Source organism: Crocinitomicaceae bacterium (assembly GCA_016708105.1).
Classification (GTDB): domain Bacteria; phylum Bacteroidota; class Bacteroidia; order Flavobacteriales_D; family Crocinitomicaceae; genus JADJGJ01.
Window position 1 is genome coordinate 118,503 of sequence record JADJGJ010000004.1, and the last position, 19,748, is coordinate 138,250.

General features: G+C 40.0%; 10 protein-coding genes. 4 read left to right on the plus strand and 6 right to left on the minus strand.

From position 1 onward, the window contains the following. Nucleotides 1-80: 80 nt before the first annotated feature. A complete protein-coding gene (locus tag IPH66_16425) occupies nt 81-8,678 on the plus strand; it encodes a T9SS type A sorting domain-containing protein (protein MBK7130929.1) in 8,598 nt (2,865 codons plus the stop codon). A gap of 696 nt (nt 8,679-9,374) precedes the next feature. On the opposite strand, the gene IPH66_16430 is transcribed toward IPH66_16425, so the two are convergent. The 6 genes from IPH66_16430 to IPH66_16455 all read right to left on the minus strand — a co-directional run bounded on the left by IPH66_16430 (nt 9,375) and on the right by IPH66_16455 (nt 15,585). Beyond that, a complete protein-coding gene (locus IPH66_16430; GenBank protein MBK7130930.1) occupies nt 9,375-10,271 on the minus strand; it encodes a DMT family transporter in 897 nt (298 codons plus the stop codon). Further along, complete coding sequence (locus IPH66_16435; protein ID MBK7130931.1) at nt 10,268-10,642, minus strand: hypothetical protein; 375 nt, start codon at nt 10,640-10,642, stop codon at nt 10,268-10,270. Before IPH66_16435 ends, IPH66_16430 begins: the two co-directional genes overlap by 4 nt. A 90-nt stretch (nt 10,643-10,732) precedes the next feature. Further along, nucleotides 10,733-11,989, minus strand: coding sequence for a methionine adenosyltransferase (locus IPH66_16440; GenBank protein ID MBK7130932.1), 1,257 nt, complete (start codon nt 11,987-11,989; stop codon nt 10,733-10,735). A gap of 114 nt (nt 11,990-12,103) precedes the next feature. Next, complete coding sequence (locus IPH66_16445; protein ID MBK7130933.1) at nt 12,104-12,757, minus strand: response regulator transcription factor; 654 nt, start codon at nt 12,755-12,757, stop codon at nt 12,104-12,106. A gap of 73 nt (nt 12,758-12,830) precedes the next feature. Beyond that, a complete protein-coding gene (locus IPH66_16450; protein MBK7130934.1) occupies nt 12,831-14,651 on the minus strand; it encodes a sensor histidine kinase in 1,821 nt (606 codons plus the stop codon). 85 nt (nt 14,652-14,736) lie between these two features. After that, nucleotides 14,737-15,585 (minus strand): pantoate--beta-alanine ligase, encoded by an 849-nt coding sequence (locus tag IPH66_16455; protein ID MBK7130935.1) that lies wholly within the window; start codon nt 15,583-15,585, stop codon nt 14,737-14,739. 107 nt (nt 15,586-15,692) lie between these two features. Between IPH66_16455 and IPH66_16460 the strand changes: the two genes are divergently transcribed. Genes IPH66_16460 through glmS form a run of 3 tightly spaced genes read left to right on the plus strand, consistent with a single transcriptional unit; the run spans nt 15,693 to nt 19,735 of the window. Next, complete coding sequence (locus IPH66_16460) at nt 15,693-16,511, plus strand: glycogen/starch synthase (GenBank protein MBK7130936.1); 819 nt, start codon at nt 15,693-15,695, stop codon at nt 16,509-16,511. A gap of 5 nt (nt 16,512-16,516) precedes the next feature. Then, complete coding sequence (locus IPH66_16465) at nt 16,517-17,878, plus strand: DUF4270 family protein (GenBank protein ID MBK7130937.1); 1,362 nt, start codon at nt 16,517-16,519, stop codon at nt 17,876-17,878. Nucleotides 17,879-17,890: 12 nt separating this feature from the next. Further along, nucleotides 17,891-19,735 (plus strand): glutamine--fructose-6-phosphate transaminase (isomerizing), encoded by a 1,845-nt coding sequence (glmS, locus tag IPH66_16470; protein MBK7130938.1) that lies wholly within the window; start codon nt 17,891-17,893, stop codon nt 19,733-19,735. The last annotated feature ends 13 nt before the right edge of the window (nt 19,736-19,748 follow it).

Below are 19,748 nucleotides of genomic sequence, written 5' to 3' on the forward strand. Positions count from 1 at the left end.
TTTCGGAAAATAGAATTACAATTTAAGATGAGACAACTATTGATCATCCCAATTGTATTTCGAAAGCAAAAACTCTACTCATGAAAAAACTGTTCTCAGTTGTTGCCATTTTTTTTATTCTGGCATCATCACAAATTTCATTCTCACAGCTTGACACAAAACACTATTTCCCGGCATTGTTTGCCAAGGAAGATCACGGTACCCATTACTTGGTGTTGAGCACCCATTCAAGTGTGCCTTTTGACGTTACTGTTACGGATGGTTCTGGTAATCTTATTACTACATTGACTATTTCCAATGCATCATCAACTACGTATATGTTTGGTTCTGGCACCACCAGTCCCCTGCTTGTTACAGAGGCTGAATTGAACACCGCAATGACCAACAAAGGATTGATTGTCACGGGCGCCTATCCGTTTTATGCAACGGTGCGCGTTGTTGTGAGCGCACAGGCCACAGCAATGACGTCAAAAGGAGAAAAAGCCGCACTGGGAACAGATTTCAGAACCGGCCATACATACAACAACACAGGTTATATTAATGGTAAAAGTAATACGTTCGGCATAATAGCAACCGAAGACAATACCACTGTAACTATTGATGATATTCGTCCGGGAGTAATTTTCAGAGGTACCACTCCATCAGGCGCACCACTTACTTCTCCCAGCACAACCGTAACACTAAATGCCGGAGAAACGTATGTGGTAGCTGCATTTTTCAATGAAGCGGGCGCAATTGAAAACACCAACGGGGTAAACGGAACTCACATTACTTCAGACAAACCTATTGCCGTATCAACCGGTACCTGGCTGGGTGGAAATCCAATTGTGGGAGGATTACCTTCAAGCGGTAGAGATATTGGCACAGATCAGATTGCTCCTATTGATGTAATTGGGAATGAGTATGTATTAATTAAAGGCGAGGGAATAGACAATGAAAAAGTAATTGTGGTTGCGGCTTATGACAACACCGACATTATGCTCAATGGAAACCCTGCCCCTGTTGCTACAATTGATGCCGGCGATTACTATGTTATTGATGGATCTGTCTTCTCAGGCTTTGACAACCTTTTATTAGAAACTTCAGAAGACGTATATGTATATCAAACTGCGAACGGAAGTGATGGTTCTACAGATGACAACGAAAGACAACAAGATTTAATATTTATTCCACCTGTGGGCTGTACAGGAAGCAAGAATGTAGTGTTGCCAAATGTCAATTGGGTGGGCACGGCTTATATCAACATCATTGCAAATGCAGGTGCTAATGTTTATGTAAACGGCTCTCCGCTCGGAGCCGGAGATGCAGTTACCGGAACATCTGATTATGTTACCTACAAATTAACCGCGGGCTATACTGGTGATGTAACTGTTACCAGCGATGATTTGATACGTGTTGCACTGATCAACCTCAGCGGTAATATTGGAGCCGCATGTTATTTTTCAGGATTCACTAAAGACGTAGTAGTTCAAACTCAAACCGTAAACGGAGATAATATCGCACTCGAAGGATGTATTCCGGCAAGTTTTACCTTTAGTCTTGATAGTCCTGCAGATGACGCAACCACAATCACCTATACAGTTGGCGGAACAGCCAACAACGGTGTTGATTACGGTCATATTGACAACTCGGTGACCATCCCGGCAGGACAAACTTCTGCAACTGTATTTATCAACTCTGTATCAGACGGTATACCTGAAGGACAAGAATCAATCTATATCATCTATCAACCGGATGCATGTTCGCCTGTTGACACGGCATTTTTATACATTGATGATGCACAACCAATTGAATTCACCATTGACGGCACTGATCTTGATTGCTATAATGATAATTCAGGTGAAATACTTGTCAATGCAACAGGCGGATTTCCTGCTTATACTTATCACGTAACAACAAACGGCGGAACCGGTACAACAACTACTCATACAACAAATCCAATAACCGGACTTGCAGCTGGAACTTATTCTGTTCAGGTTTATGATAGTTATGGATGTAAAGCTGATGCACTAGTAATAGGTGGTGTGTTTGATGCTGACACAACTTTTTTACCTGATGGTACAGGGGTGAGTTATACAACATCTATCAATATCTCTGGATTTGGTGCGGGTGAGGTATTGGATGACATGAGCCAACTTCAACAAGTTTGTGCAACTATGGAACACTCTTATCTGGGCGATTTACAAATCAAAATTATTTCCCCAAGTGGTCAAGAGGTTATTCTGAAACAGTTTGCCGGTGGAGGCAGTACAGATTTAGGAGAGCCCTTTGCTTCCGGTCCGGTTGATGGTGCTAACAGTGACCTGACTGATCCGGGTATAGGTTTTGAATATTGCTGGAATGATGCTCCGGTATTTGGTACCATGGTAGCTGAAGCAGGAAACTATACGCACACTATTCCGGCATCAACCGGTGGCACCTATACAGATAGTTATTTACCACAAGGGTCATATCAATCATTTCAAAACTTGAACGGACTCTTAGGATCAACCCTTGATGGAACATGGACTCTTGAAGTATCAGATCAATATGCGCTTGACAACGGGTACATCTTTAACTGGAATATTTCTTTGATGTCAGATCTACCGGATACACTTGTAACACTTAATGAACCAACAGAAATTGAAGTGAGTGGTTTTGTTACACAGGCTCAATGCGGAACCAATGATGGTGCCATCAATATTTCAGTTACCGGAGATTACCCTCCATATACCTTCGCGTGGTCAAATGGCGCAACTACTGAAGATCTTAGCGGTATTGGTGCAGGCACGTATGAGGTTATTGTTTCTAATTCAAACGGATGTGCTGATTCTGCAACATTTATCCTCAACAATATCAGTTCGCTGAATATTACAACTGCCATTACTAATGTTACTTGCGCCGGAGGCAATGACGGAGCTATTGATGTGACTACTTCAGGAGGTACACCGCCTTATTCTTTCAGTTGGTCTAATGCTTCAACTACTGAAGACATAAGCACACTAACAGCAGGTGTTTATACACTGACTATCACTGACGCAAATGGATGTACCTATGCAGAAGATATCACAGTAAATACGCTGCCCGGAATGGCTATTACACTTAATAATCTCACCAATGAGGCATGCGGTACAGCTAACGGATCTATTGATATTTCAGTGAGCGGCGGATCAGGTTCATACGGATATAGCTGGAATAACGGTCAGCTTACACAAGATATTTCATCGCTCAACGGAGGAACATACACCATAACAGTAACTGATGGATATGGCTGTACAGCGTCTCAAAATTTCACCCTAATAAATGATGTTTCCAATTGTTCTGCCTATTGTTATACAGATGCAGTAGTTGAATCAATTATTGATGAGACCTGTGGAAATGCCGCTGGATCAATAGACATCACGGTTGTAAACGCAACTCAACCTTACACCGTAAGCTGGAGCAATGGTGCAACAACTGAAGATATCACAAATCTTGCCGCAGGCACTTATACCATCACGATAAATGATGCGAATCAATGTGAGCACATTGAATCATTCACTGTAGCAAATAACACCTCGGGTCTAGGAATTTCTTCAAGTTCAATTTCAGACGAAACTTGCGGAAACATCAACGGATCAATTCAAATTACCGCAGCCGGAGGCACACTTCCATATTCCTATTCATGGAGCAATGGGGCTACCACAGATGATATTAGTGGTTTAGCTGCAGGGTCATACTCTGTAAGCATCACTGACGGTAATGGATGTACTTACTCAGAATCGTTTGATGTATTAAATAATTCCGGCACCTTGTCTTATACAGGTGTTGTTACCAATGAATATTGTAATAACAACAATGGAGCAGTAAACATCACTGTCACCGGAGCATCAGGAACAGTTAGCTATGCGTGGTCAAACGGGGCAACCAGCCAAGACATTTCTTCATTAAACATTGGAGATTATTCATGCGTTATCACAGATCAAACAGGATGTTCACTTACAACTTCAACTTTCACCGTGGCTAATAACCCGGGCTCTTTGGATATTTATTCTACAACAATAAACAATGAAAATTGCAGCGACGGACAAGGAGCTATCGATATTAACTTATTGGGTGGCGCAATACCTTACACATTCAACTGGAGTAATGGAGCCACCACAGAAGATATTTCGACATTATCAGCCGGAAATTATTCATGCACTGTGACAGATGATAACGGTTGCTCTGTAAGCACCGGCTCATTGACAGTTTGGAACGGAACAGGGACATTAGATGTAACCACTGATTATGTCCTGGATGAACTTTGCGGAAATGCACAAGGAGCTATTTACGTTACCACTACCGGAGGTACTGCGCCATACGCATTCAATTGGAACGATGGCTCAACATCAGAAGACAATGTTGGGCTGATTGCCGGAGCGTATTCACTAAATGTTACTGACGCTAACGGTTGCACATTCTCCTTGAATGAAACTGTGAACAACACCGCAGGAACTTTGCAAATTGATAATGCTGTTCTCACTCATGAAAATTGTGGAAATGGAGCAGGAGCAATTAATATCATCATCAGCGGTGGAACACCTGCTTACACTTACGCCTGGACATCTGGACAAACCAGTCAGGATATTAGCTCAATTAGTGCAGGAGTTTATGGAGTAACCGTTACTGATGCAAATGGATGTGAGGTAAATGACACCTATACCATATTAAACAATACGGGTACCTTAAGTGCTAGCTCTATTGGAACGGCAGAACTTTGCAGCAACGCAGCCGGATCAATTGATGTAACTGTAACCGGAGGAACTGCTCCATACACCTTCAACTGGTCCAATGGTGCAACAACTGAAGATATCAACGGATTGTCAGGCGGAACATATTCTTGTGTAATTACTGATGCATCAGCATGTGAATTTACTTTGGGACCAATCATCATTTCTAATAACCCGGGTACATTATTGGTTACAGCAACTGTAAGTGATGAAACATGTGCGGCAACAAACGGAGCAGTTGATCTTACTGTAAGCGGAGGCGATGGAGTATACACCTATTTATGGTCAAACAGCGCTACCTCACAAGATATTTCTTCACTTGGTGCAGGAATCTACTCGTACATTGTAACAGATGGTAACGGATGTACAATCAGCGGTTCAGAAACTTTGATTAACACAAGTGGAGCCTTAAGTGCAACTGCATCTATTAACGATGAAAATTGTAATGACAACGCGGGCGCAATTGACCTTACGTTAATTGGCGGAACTGCACCATTCATTTTCAACTGGAGCAACGCTGCAACATCTGAAGATATTAACTCACTCAATGAAGGAACCTATTCATGCACAATTACAGATGTGAACGGTTGCACTTTTGATACAGGAAACCTCAGTGTTGCAAATAGCGCCGGTACACTTTCTTTGGATAATATTTCAGTAATAAATGAAAACTGCGGAAACGGAATTGGCTCAATTGACATTACCATTTCAGGCGGAACAGCACCATACACTTACTTGTGGAATACAACCGCAACAACACAAGATATTCTGTTATTATCTGCCGGAAATTATAGTTGTACAGTTACTGATGCTTCAGGTTGCACACTTGACTTAAACGCAACCGTGAATGACGATCCGGGGAACCTGCAAATTTTCTCACAAACATTAACCAACGAAAGTTGCGGATCAAATAACGGCTCGGTGAATATCACCGTTGCCGGCGGAACACCTGCATACTCATATGTTTGGTCAACCGGCGCAACAACGCAAGACATTAGTTCACTCAATGAAGGAAACTATTCTGTGCTCATTTCAGATGCCGGAGGATGTTCGTTCACCGCTGATTTTAACCTGATAAATTCCGGAGGAAACATGACCATCAGCGGTTCAGTAATTGGCAATGAAGTGTGCGGCAATTCAGCCGGAAGTATTGATATCACATTAACTGACGGTACTGCTCCATTTTTATTTAACTGGTCAAATGGCGCCGTAAATGAAGACATTACAGATCTAACAGCCGGAACATATTCTGTTACGATCACTGACATTAATTCGTGTTCAACTGCAGGAAGTTTTACCGTAGGAAGTGATAACGGAACTCTTACACTTGTTTCATCTGTTGTTACGGATGAGAATTGTGGTGATGCCGCCGGAGCAATTGATATTACTATCACAGGCGGAAGCGCACCAATTAACTATACTTGGTCAAACGGCGCAATTTCACAAGACATTTCTTCACTGTCAGCCGGAACTTATTCGGTCACCGTTGAAGACCAATTTGGTTGCAGTGTTGGCACTACTGAAACTGTGGTAAATAACAGTGGAGGATTTGCTGCCACCGTAACCACAACAACAGACGAAAATTGTGGAGATGCTGCCGGCGCAATTGACATTACGGTTATCGGAGGAGTCGCTCCTTACACTTTCGCATGGAATAATGGAGCAAGCATAGAAGATATCAGCGGATTGTCTGCAGGCACCTATGATCTTGTAATTACAGATGCAAACGGTTGTAATATTTCATTATCAGCAGATGTACTTAACAACACCGGAACACTGAACGTAACAGCAATTACACAAGATGCTTCATGTATTACCCCTACAGGTTTTATTGATCTCACCGTGAGCGGCGGAACACCCGGATACACTTACCTCTGGAGTAATGCTGCAACATCTCAGGATATTTCAGGATTGACAGCCGGAAACTATACTTGTCAAATCACAGACAATGCCGGATGCATTTACAACTATTCAGGCGACATTAATTCAGGAGGCGGTTCAATCTCTACCACATCTGTTGTTTCAGACGCCATGTGTGGAAATGACAATGGATCTATAGAAGTAACTGTTAGTGGAGGCATTGACCCGTATTCGTTCAGTTGGACAGGTGCTTCACCAAGTCCTTGCTGCCAATACACATTAGATATGCAAGATTTATTTGGTGACGGTTGGAATGGTGGTGAACTTGAAGTATTCATCAACGGTTCATCAGTTGGAACTTTCAGCGCCTCGGGAACAGGATCAACAGAAACCATTGATGTGTGTGATGGAGATGCAATTGAACTCAACTACACAGCAGGAAACTGGGAAGAAGAAAATATCTATACCCTACTTGATGCATCGGGTAATGTTGTTTTCACAGATGGGCCAAACCCTGCAACAGGAACTGTTTATACAGGAACAACGGCTTGTGCAGGCGGAGCGCCAAATACTACGGCCGTTTATAATCTTGCTGCCGGCAATTACAGCTTAACTATAACTGATGATGTTGGCTGCACATTTACTGAAGATTATACCGTACTTGCAGTTGCCTCTGATTTACAGTTAAATTTAACAAGCCTCACTGATGACAACTGTCTTCAAGGAAGTGGTCAAATCGTTTATACAATAAGCGGTGGTACCGCACCATTTGATCCAACGTTAAACGGACAACCTGATTTATTTACTCCGGGACAATTCTCAAATCTGGATGCCGGAGATTATGAATTAGTAGTTTGGGATGCAAATGGCTGCACGGATACCATGCAATTAGTTGTAGGAAATAACACAACTTTCACAACTACCGTGATTTCAGTTGTTGATGAAAACTGCGGACAATCTAACGGATCTATTGATATTGATGTAACCGGAGCGACCGTTGATTTCAACTGGAGTAACGGAGAAACAACTGAAGATATCACTGGACTCTCTGCAGGCACATACACAGTAACCATACAATCAACCGGACCGTTTTGTCAGGATGAACTAACATTTGATATTGTCAATTTAGCTGATATTGCAGTTAGCGGGGTTTCAACTGATGAGTTCTGTAGCAATGGCGCAGGAAGTATTGATCTGACTGTAACCGGCGGAACTAACCTCAGCTACTTGTGGAGTAATGGAGCAACAACAGAAGACCTAAGCGGACTATCTGCAGGCACCTACTCGTGTCTTGTAACAAATGATGATACCGGTTGTGAGGTGTCTGTTTCATACGATATTTTAAATACAACTACCGGAGTTTCTGTTACCGGATTTGCCAATGATGATTTCTGCGGAAACGGAAATGGATCTGTTGATATTACGGTAACCGGCGGATCTGGAAATTATTCATACTCGTGGAGCAATGGAGAAACCACCGAAGACCTAGCGGCGGTTGGACAAGGTGATTATACCGTAACCGTAACAGACACTGACGATGGTTGTCAAACAAGTTTCAGCGTTACGGTTGGAAATTTTGCAACATTTGATGTAACAGGTATTGTCACTGACGCTGCTTGTGCAACGTGCACTGAAGGCGCAATAGATATTACCATCAATGAATTTTTCCCGGATGATCCATATACATTCAGCTGGAGCAACGGCGCAACTACGGAAGACATCTCTGGTCTCACCCCTGGAGATTACACGGTGACAGTAACCAGCGCATCAGGCTGCAGCACCATGGTAACATTTACTGTTGGTAACAGTAATTCATCAGGCTTAAATGAATCTGAGCGTATTTCATTCTCTGTGTATCCGAATCCTGTGCGTGATTATTTTACGATCAGTTGGATGAATCTTGATCAAAACCAATCAGTAATGTACATTACAAATGCCTTGGGTGAAACTGTACTCACCAAAGCCTACGGAACGTCTACCGGATCTGATCAGATTGATGTTTCAGGATTAGCCAGAGGAATTTATTTTGTTCATTTAACCAATGGAGAAACAACCAAAACAATTAAACTGGTGGTTGCACGTAAATAAATTGATAAGATAAATTATACAAGAAAGGTCACTGTTTGGTGACCTTTTTTATTTGGTGGGCCGAAGAAGAGATGCTTCATGCCAGATTAAGCGCAAGAATATTATGATGCATACGGTTTGAATAAAAACAGCTTACGCCCAACCTAAGCTGATGTATGAGAAAATCTCTCATGAGCTTGAGTCGGGCGTAAGCTTAATACCTCACCGTTTTTTTGCTTGCGAATTCTGTTCACCGGAACGAGTTAAACAAAATCCGTCTTCTTCAATCACTATGGCATGCTGTCAATTCTGAATTTCTTCCTCTATCAGATTCGTTGTTCAATCGGGATGATTGATTTTTATCAGGGTAATAAAAGCGTCGTGGATACTGTTTGTGTTGAGCTATTTTTTTCCCTGCTGCTTTGTTCTTTTTTATTGTTTATCCCTATTGACTATCTGAACCCGGTACACTTGATTCCCTTTTCAGAAATGACCTTGTCACACATCAAATTTACGTCAAACCCATCAGAAAATTTGCTCATACTTATTGACCTATGCTTGTTGTTAATTAATATATTAAAATGATATTCAACGCGTTGAGTGTTTTTCTATACGGTTTACAGCTGGCGGTAATCAGTCATAGATAAAATTTATACTGCGTTTTGCGTAAAATTTCTTACGCGTGTAGAAATCCTGCGGTAAGGATATGTGAATTACTCACGCCCGCACCTTTTGCGGTCTTATCACTAGATAAACACCAATGAAAATGAACAAGGTGCAAATCAGTTTAATCACATTGATGTCTGCAGTATAATTTTCAAGACCCAAACTGGCGTACATAAAAACAAATAGTGTTGCAAGCACAGGTTGAATATAGATATACACAGCTGCTACGGTGGCATTCACTTTTTTCATGGCATATACCATAAGTAAGTAAGGCAGAAATGTAACACCCGCCACCACAAAAATAATTTTTGCAATCGATGTTGCGCTCATGCCTTGCCAATCAACGTGAGGTAATTCATTCCATGATGCAGGCCATATCAGCACCACTATTAATCCAAAAGTGAAAACCCAGGTAATTACGGTGAGCGCGTTATACTTTGACATTAACGGCTTTACCATGATGAGATAAATTGCATACGAAGCCGCATTCAACATGATGAGTAAATCACCCATTGATGTTGCAGATGTTCCTTCAGCATTTTGCATTGAAAAAATAATTGCAGACAGGCCGCCCAGCAACACGCCCACTACTTGGGTCAGGTTGACTTTTTCTTTTACAAAAATCAATGAAAGCAACAAAACCAAAATAGGAGTGGTTACCATAATTACTGATGCGTTCACCGGCGACGTCAACGACAACCCATTAAAAAACAATAACTGGTTAATGCCCACTCCAAAAATGCCGCATAAAATTATTCTCAACACATCATTCCGTTTGATTTTTTCAAACCTGAATGAAAACAAAATCCAAAACAACAAGGTGGCGCCTGTTACTCGCAAAAAAATAAATCCGTTGGCTCCTATTACCCCGGGCATAAGTCCTTTTGCTACTAAGTAGTTAATGCCATAAAGCAAATTAACGGCGAATAATGCCAGATGAGATTTCACTTTTTCGTTTTATTTATTAAAGATATTAGTTCCTTAGCCGCCTGTACAACAGAAGCCGTATTCCCAATAAATATCTTGTTATCTGAAACTAAAACAGGTCTTTTAAGAAAAGTGTATTCATCTAAAATTAACTTACGATATTCTTTTTCAGTAAGTTTTTTTTCCTTGAGTCCGAGTGCCTGATATTTCATTGATCTCCGTGAAAACAAGGCCTCGGCAGAACCCGCCAGTTCAATCATCTTCTCTAATTGCGAGGCTGTGATTTTTTCAGTTTTTATGTCTTGTAGAATAAATTTTTTTGAGGGTTTCCATTCTTTCAAAATACGCTGACAAGTTGAACAAGTGGCTAAATAAAAAATATGATGTGTCATAGAAAAGTGAAATTTTTATGTGTGTCCTGATTCAAAAAAAATCCCTCAACCAGAATTTGGAAGAGGGATTTACTAAATAGCAATGCTGAATTATTTTTTCAATTTGAAAGCTGCTTTTACTTTATCTACATAGTCTAATTTTTCCCATGTAAACAATTCAACTTTCAATGTTTTTTTCTTGCCATCAGGCATAGAGAATGTTTTTGTTACGATTTCGTTTTTACGACCCATGTGTCCGTATGCTGCAGTTTCACTATACATTGGAGTGCGTAGCTTTAGTCTCTGTTCAATGAAATATGGGCGCATGTCAAAAACTTTCTCAACAATTTTTGCAATTTCACCATCATTCATTTTCACTTTGGCTGTTCCATAAGTATTGATATAAATACCCATTGGTTTAGCAACACCAATTGCATAAGAAACCTGAACTAAAACCTCATCACAAACACCGGCCGCAACCAAGTTTTTTGCAATGTGACGTGTAGCATAAGCAGCCGAACGGTCAACTTTTGAAGGATCTTTACCTGAAAATGCTCCACCACCGTGAGCGCCTTTTCCACCATAAGTATCAACAATGATTTTGCGCCCAGTTAAGCCGGTGTCACCGTGCGGGCCGCCAATTACAAATTTCCCTGTTGGGTTAATATGATAGGCAATTTTATCATTGAATAGTTTAGCGTACTTAGGATAGCTTTTCTTAACGCGAGGAATTAAAATATCAATGATATCTTTTTTAATTTTTGCCAACATTTTTTGTTCTGAATCAAAATCATCATGTTGAGTAGAAACAACAATTGCATCAATGCGCACCGGTTGGTTTTTATCATTGTACTCTAAAGTCACTTGTGATTTTGCATCAGGACGGAGGTATTTAATTTGTTTATTTTCTCTTCTCAGCGCAGCAAGTTCTAAAAGAATGGCGTGTGCCAAATCTAAGGCCAAAGGCATGTAATTTGGCGTTTCATTGGTTGCGTAACCAAACATCATACCTTGATCACCGGCACCTTGATCTTCTTTCTTTTTACGCTCAACTCCTTGGTTAATGTCGGCAGATTGTTCATGTATGGCTGAAAGTACACCACATGAATTTGCTTCAAACATATACTCAGATTTAGTATAGCCAATTTTGCGAATCACGCCGCGGGCAATTTCCTGTACATCCAGGTATGCTTTTGATTTCACCTCACCGGCAAGTACAACTTGTCCGGTTGTTACCAGCGTCTCACAGGCAACTTTACTGTTGGGGTCAAAGGCAAGAAAATTATCAATCAAGGCGTCTGAAATTTGATCCGCAACTTTGTCGGGATGTCCTTCAGAAACAGATTCAGAAGTGAAAAGGTATGACATAGAATTTAAGTTTCAATTTTTTAATGTGCGCATAAAATTAGTGTTTTTGTAAGACAGATGAAGAAACTCTGTAATTTTTCGGCAAAAGAAATGAATTATCTGACCAACACCTTCTTATTTCAAGAGATTGTTTTTATACGCCAACCGAATAAGTCCGGCCACATTTGTAACATCTAATTTTTTCATCAGATTGGTGCGGTGCGTGTCAACCGTGCGATGCGAGATGTTTAATTCATCCCCGATTTCTTTGTTTGTCATTCCTTCAGCAACCAATTTGAGAATTTCCGTTTCTCTTTCAGTTAACTCACTCAAATCAGTTGTGGTGTTAGATTCACTGTGATTTTTAATTGTTTTGTCAAGCAATGACAGAGTAACATCATTAGAGAAATATGATTGATTATTCAATACTTTGGTGATGGCGTCCAGCACTTCAGTTTGTTGTGAGTTTTTCAGAAGATACCCGTCAGCCCCAAGCCCAATCAGTTTTTTAATAAGTTCTTTATCATTATGCATTGAGATAATGATGACTTTCACTTGAGGAAATTTTCTTTTAATTTCTTCACAAGCGGCAATACCGCTGAGACCGGGCATTTCAATATCCATCAAAATCACGTGTGGATTCAATACATCAGCCAGCCTGATGGCATCATGACCATCATTGGCTTCACCAATCACTTGATAGCGTCCGTCGTGTTCAATAAATCCGCGTATGCCATCAATGATCAACTGGTGGTCATCAACCAGTAGAATTCTTTTTTTATCGGGCATTAAATAACAATCTGTCTGTTCAAATATAATTGATTTTTAGTTGACTGTGCAGATTATTGCAACATCAAGAATTTTATGAGACCGGTATTCTGATAGTAACAATTATTCCATGTGGATCACCATTTTCAAACTGAACTGTGCCGTTGACCGTGTTTAATCTCGATTTAATGTTCAATAAGCCGTGTCCTTCATTTTTTTCTACCACTGAAAATCCCTTTCCATTGTCTTCAACTAAAAGAATGATTTGTTTGGCGCGCTTGAACAATTGTATGGTCAGCAAATCGGCGTCTGCGTGTTTAATTGCGTTATTGACTAGCTCTTGACTGACGCGGAACAATACCAACTCTGTTTTTTCAGGTAATCTTTGATCAAAATTGTGATGCTCAAAGGTATATTTCAAATGGGCATATTTCAATGCTGATTCAAGCATGCCTTCCAGGGCCGGAATCAAGCCAAAACTCTCAAGCACCTTTGGTAACATTTGATGTGATATGATGCGCACTTCTGCAGATGTTTGATCTAATATTTTTGTCAATTCATTTAATTTCATCTTTTCTTCTGCAGACAAATTTTCGGCTTTATTGGTAAGGTTTTGCCAGGCAAGTTTTAAACCGCTCATTTGCTGTCCAATTCCGTCATGCAGCTCGCGAGCGATTCTTTTTCTTTCATCTTCAGTTGCATCAATCACAGCTTGCAAACCTTTTTCTCTTTCATGGATCACGGCTTGATCTTTTTCAGCTTGAGTCAACCTTAATTTTCTTTGGTAAAGAAATAATCCAAGAAATATCAGTGATATCAATACGCCCGCAATTGCACCAAACCATTTTGTTCTATTGGCCAACGTAAGTTCTGTTTCAATATGATCTTGCTGCTCAGCCAATAAATTATTTTCTATTTTTTCAGTCTCATACTTCACCTCCATTTCAGAGAGCGATTTCATTTTATCTTCATTCAATAAACTATCTCTTAAAAAATGGCTACGTTCAATATGATAGAATGAGTTTTCAAAATCATTTACTTCAGCATAGGCTTTTCCAAGCTGATAATGTGCATTCTTGAGTAAATCAGTATATCGTAAATTTTGCGCAAGCTCAATACAGGCCAAATAGGTTTGGATGCCTTCATTAAAATTTTCAAGTTGAATTTGTAGGGCAGCTTTATTAATGAGATTTAGTCCCAGGCCCTGCATATTATTAAGTTCATGCATGAGCGCAATGGAGCGGTTAATCTGAATCATGGAAGAATCTAAATTCCCATTGAGTCGGTAGCACTCAGCACAATCAGCATAGATATAAGCCAGCCCGGTTTTGTTTTGACTGCTTAAGGCAATCTCCTCAGCTTTTTTATAGTATACAATTGCTGCATTGTAATTGCCAGACATTTCATAAACCACAGCTCTATTATTAAGTGATGTTTCAATGCATCCGGTATCAGCACATTCTTTGCAGAGTTGGTATGATTTATCAAGACATGATATGGCCTTGTCAAATTGTTTTTGTTTTCTCCAGTAAACAGAAAATTCATTGTACGTTCGGCCAAGATATTTTTTATTCTCGGTCTCCTCAAAAATATTCAATGCCTGTTGATAGTTTGCAAGACATTGAGGATAGTCTCCCCGCATATAATCAGTCATTCCCAAATTCAAATAACTGCGTCCAATCAATTCTTGATCTCCGCTTTTATGCGCATACGACAAACAAGTAGTCATCCACTTTTTACCATCATCATAGTTCAATACAAAAACAGGGTAAAAATTTGCCAGCATGAATTCAATGGTCTGTTTGTTTTTTTTTACCGTTGCAATTTGAAAAAGACTATCAGCAAAATCCGTTTCAAAAGCAAAACCAATGGCCGCTTTGAAAAAAACAAAACAGAGAATAAATCTTTTGAGCATGATATGCAAAGATGGAGAAAATTGTTGCGTTAAGAGTGGGTAATTCTTGCGCGCTAAACTTTTAACCGGCAAGTTCTACCGGAGATTATGCAATAGACATATTGTCAATTAACCTCACTTCACCGCAGAAAGCAGCAATGCAGCAAGTGCAATTTGACTCTATTATTTCAGGAGTTTGCAGAGAATTGTTTTCAACTATTTCCAGATATTCAAGTTTGAGTTTTCCGCTGTTGAAAAAAGAAATTAATTTGTCTCTCAGCTTTTCAGTATGCCTTTCAGTTTTTACCAACTCATGCGCAAGCGATAGAGTTTGAAAAATGATCAAGGCATCTCGTCGTTGTTCATCTGTTAAAAGCATATTGCGCGAACTAAGTGCTAATCCTTCAGGTGAGCGTTCAGTGAGAACCTCCTCTATTTGCACGGCAATGTTTTTAACTTTTATCAAATGTTTTATAATAGCTACTTGTTGAAAATCTTTACAACCAAAAAAAGCAAAATCAGGTTTTACCAAATCAAAAAAACGGTGCACAACTCTTGCTACTCCTTTAAAATGACCCGGTCTGAATTTTCCTTCCATTACGGTGTCCAAACCAAAAAAATCAATTTCATAATTCTCACCGGTGCCCTTTGGATACACATCATCAACCGTTGGAAAATAAACGATGTCACATTGGGCCTGTTCAAGCAGAAGCAAGTCGGCCTCCAGTGTACGCGGGTAACGAGCCAGATCAGTTGCGTTATTAAACTGTGTAGGGTTTACAAAAATAGAACATACCACCAAATCAGTTTTTTTTCGGGCTTCTTGTATTAATTTTATATGGCCTTGATGTAAAGCTCCCATGGTGGGCACAAAGCCAATTAAACCCTTTGGGTTAGCGCCCTTAAACGTGGTAAGCGCCAGTTGAAGCGCTGAAGAATGATCAATTTTTTGCACGTTTTTGAAGCGATTTTTTTAGGGACAAACCGGCAAATCTATGTTTTTCACTTGAAAGTGAGCATTATTTTTCGTAAATTTGCTAACTATTCATTGTTTATCCTTCTATGGAAAAGAAAAGAGTACTATTTATCTCTCAGGAAATCTCCCCTTTTTTAACTGGTTCTGAAATCTCAAGTATAACACGAAAACTTCCGCAAGGTATACAGGAAGCCGGCAAAGAAATCCGCGCTTTTATGCCTCGTTATGGATGTATCAATGAGCGCAGACATCAATTACATGAGGTGATTCGTTTATCAGGTATGAACCTCATCATCAATGACGTGGATCACCCTTTGATAATTAAAGTGGCCTCAGTGCCTCAAGCTAAAATTCAGGTTTACTTCATTGATAATGATGATTTCTTTCGTCGCAAAACAACCGTGTGTGATGAAAAAGGAAATTTTCATGCAGACAACGACGAGCGCGCCATGTTTTTTGGACGCGGAGTTTTAGAAACAGTAAAAAAATTAGGCTGGAAACCGGATATCATTCACTGTCACGGCTGGATGACGGCACTCACCCCCTTGTATATCAAAAAGATTTACAACAACGACCCGCATTTTGCAGATACCAAGGTGGTATACTCAATATACAACGATGGCTTTAACAAAAATTGGGACACCAAGTTTTATGAAAAGCTTAAATTTGACGGCTTTGACGATGCCACCATTGCGCCTTTGAAAAAAACTGATTTCAATGTGCTCAATGAAGCGGCAATTAAAGTTTCTGATGGTGTTGTTCAGGGTAGCGCTGAAATTAGTCCGGAAATGACTAAACTCATTCGCAAGGCCGGAGTTCCTTTCCTTGAATACTATTCTGAAGAATCTTTCGTTAAGCCAATGGATGAGTTTTACGACCAGATTATAGAAGAACTAGTAGTTTAAAATTGATGACTGAAAAAATTGAAATAAATCACCGGCGGAAGGTTACTCAACTTTCCGCTGTTTTTTTTGTAGCTATACTTGCCCTTGTTTCTTGTAAAAAAGATCCCACTAATTTAGGTGACAGCCTGCAAGAAGCTTCTTTAGGAGAGGTGTTTACTGATACCCTATCTATTATTACCTATTCTGAAATCACAGATAGTTTAGAGACCGATGAAACCTCTGTCAATTTATTGGGCTCATACATTGATCCGGTTTTTGGTCAAGTTGACTGCGGTATTGTTACTCAAATGAGACTTAGTTCTGCTTCCCCAGCGTTTGGTGATATAGGAACTTTAGTAATGGATTCAGTGGTGCTTTCATTGCGTTACACTAGCATTAAGTACTACGGTAATCTTGATCCCGTTAAGGTAGAGGTATACGAAATTGGCGATGCCCTTTCACGTGATGAAGATTATTACAATTTCACCAGCCCCACTATTGTTGGTAGCAATTTGGTAGAATCCGGTTATGAAATTGTCACCCCTGACGTGGTGGCAGATAAAATTGTTGGTAATGATACCTTGCCCGCTCATTTTCGTGTGAGGTTAGATCCGTCATTTGGCATGGACATGGTGAACGCCAATGCCTCAGGCAATATGGCAACACAAGATGCGTTTCTAAATTTTTTCAAAGGTCTTTATATTAAAGTTGACGGCAGCGCTTTATCTACCGGACAAGGAACCGTTTTGTACTTTGTTCTTGAAAATTCTCTTTCAAACGTTACTATGTATTTTCATGACAGCGGAGATAACATTGCTAAAGAATTCACCTTCGAATTTAATAGTGAAGGAGCACGATACAATGATATAAAATTTGATCGCAGCGGAACCATTGTTGAAGAAGTTTTGGCAGATTCAACCAAGGGGGCTGAACAATTTTTCTTGCAAGGGAGTTCTATGCGCGCTATTGTATATATTCCATACCTAATGAACCTGAACAAAGATTCACTCGGAAACTCAGATCCAAAAATTATCAATAAAGCTGAGCTTGTTTTGCCAATACAAGATTTTACAACTGATCCGTTTGATCCATCAACCCAATTATTCATTGCAAAAATGATTGATGGTTCAACTTCAACTACTACGCTTGATTATCCGGCTACACAAAGTGGCTTACAAACAGTTTCGTATGATGAAGACACTAAATCATTCCGATTTTTAATCACACGAGAAATACAAGCCATGCTTAATGGAGAAAGAGACTATACAGGTTTTAGAATTTATAGCCCCAGTTATTTTGGCTCAACTATTGAGCGTATTGTTTTCAACGGGTCAGGCACAAGCTTGAAAGACAAACCAAGAATTGAAATAACATACACTACTTACTAGATCAGATTTTATATGTGTGGAATAGTTGGATACATCGGAAATAAAAAAGCATATCCTGTTTTAATAAAAGGACTAAGCCGACTTGAATATCGTGGATATGACAGTGCAGGCGTTGCCATGCTTGAGGATGGAAAAAATCTCAACGTATATAAACGCCAGGGAAAAGTGCAAGATCTTGTTGCATTTTGTGAAGGAAAATCAACCAACGGTAATATTGGCATTGGTCACACGCGCTGGGCTACACATGGATTGCCTAATGATGTGAATGCACATCCGCATTACGCCGGAGATGGAAGCATGGTATTAGTTCACAACGGAATCATTGAAAATTATGATGTTCTCAAAAAAGAGTTGATCAAACGCGGACATGTTTTCAAATCAGAAACTGATACTGAAGTTCTGGTACATTTAATTGAAGAAATTCGCAACAAATATAAAGTTGATTTGACTGAAGCATTGCGCATGGCCCTGAATGAAGTGCACGGTGCATACGCCATTGTAATTCTTTCTAAAGAAGAGCCCAATAAACTCATAGCCGCTAAAAAAAGTAGTCCGCTTGTTGTTGGTTTAGGTGAAGATGAATACTATTTGGCGTCAGATGCAACACCCATAATTGAGTACACTAAAAACGTGGTGTACTTAGAAGATGAACAAATAGCCATCGTTGACCGCAAAGATGGTTTGCGCATTATCAGTATTCACAATAAAGAAATTTCACCTGAAATAACCGAGTTGCAAATGCAGCTTGAAGAACTGGAACGTGGAGGATTTGATCATTTCATGCTAAAAGAAATTTATGAACAGCCACGCGCTATTCATGACAGTTTCAGAGGACGCCTAACCGCAAAAGAAGGATGGATTACCCTGGGTGGAATGAAAGAGTATGAAGATAAAATTGCTGACGCAAATCGCATTCTGATTATTGCTTGTGGCACATCATGGCATGCCGGTTTGGTGGGTGAATATTATATTGAAGATCTTGCGCGCATACCTGTTGAGGTAGAATATGCCAGTGAATTTAGATATCGCAATCCAATCATACGAAAAGACGATGTAGTGATTGCCATTTCACAATCAGGTGAAACAGCCGATACACTTGCCGCATTAAAAATGGCAAAAGATTTAGGCGCAACCATTTTGGGTATTGTAAATGTTGTTGGCTCATCTATTTCAAGAATCACCCACGGCGGCTCATATACCCACGCCGGACCGGAGATTGGAGTAGCATCAACAAAAGCTTTTACCACACAAGTGACATTGCTTGCCATGCTTGCCATGATGTTAGGTAAAAAACGTGGAACTATTTCTCCTACCCGTTTTCAATCATTGTTAGATGAAATGGAAGCGCTTCCAAAAAAAATTGAAAAACTGCTTGAACGCAATGAGCATATTAAAACAATTGCAACACAATACAAAGACGCACACAACGCACTGTATTTAGGGCGCGGAAGCTCATTCCCTATTGCACTTGAAGGGGCGCTTAAGCTAAAAGAAATTTCATACATACACGCTGAAGGATATCCAGCCGCAGAAATGAAACACGGACCTATTGCACTCATTGATGAAAATATGCCGGTGTTTGTTATTGCAACCAAAGGACCTAATTATGAAAAAGTAGTTTCAAATATTCAGGAAGTAAAAGCCCGCAAAGGAAGAATCATTGCTATTGTTACCGAAGGAGACAGTGTAGTAAAAAATCTTGCTGAAGACATTATTGAAATACCTGATGCTGACGAAATTTTGGTTCCTATATTAGCCACCATTCCATTTCAATTAATCTCATATCACATTGCCGTATTGCGAGGCTGCAATGTAGATCAACCAAGAAATTTAGCCAAATCAGTTACGGTAGAGTAATTTGTTAAACAGC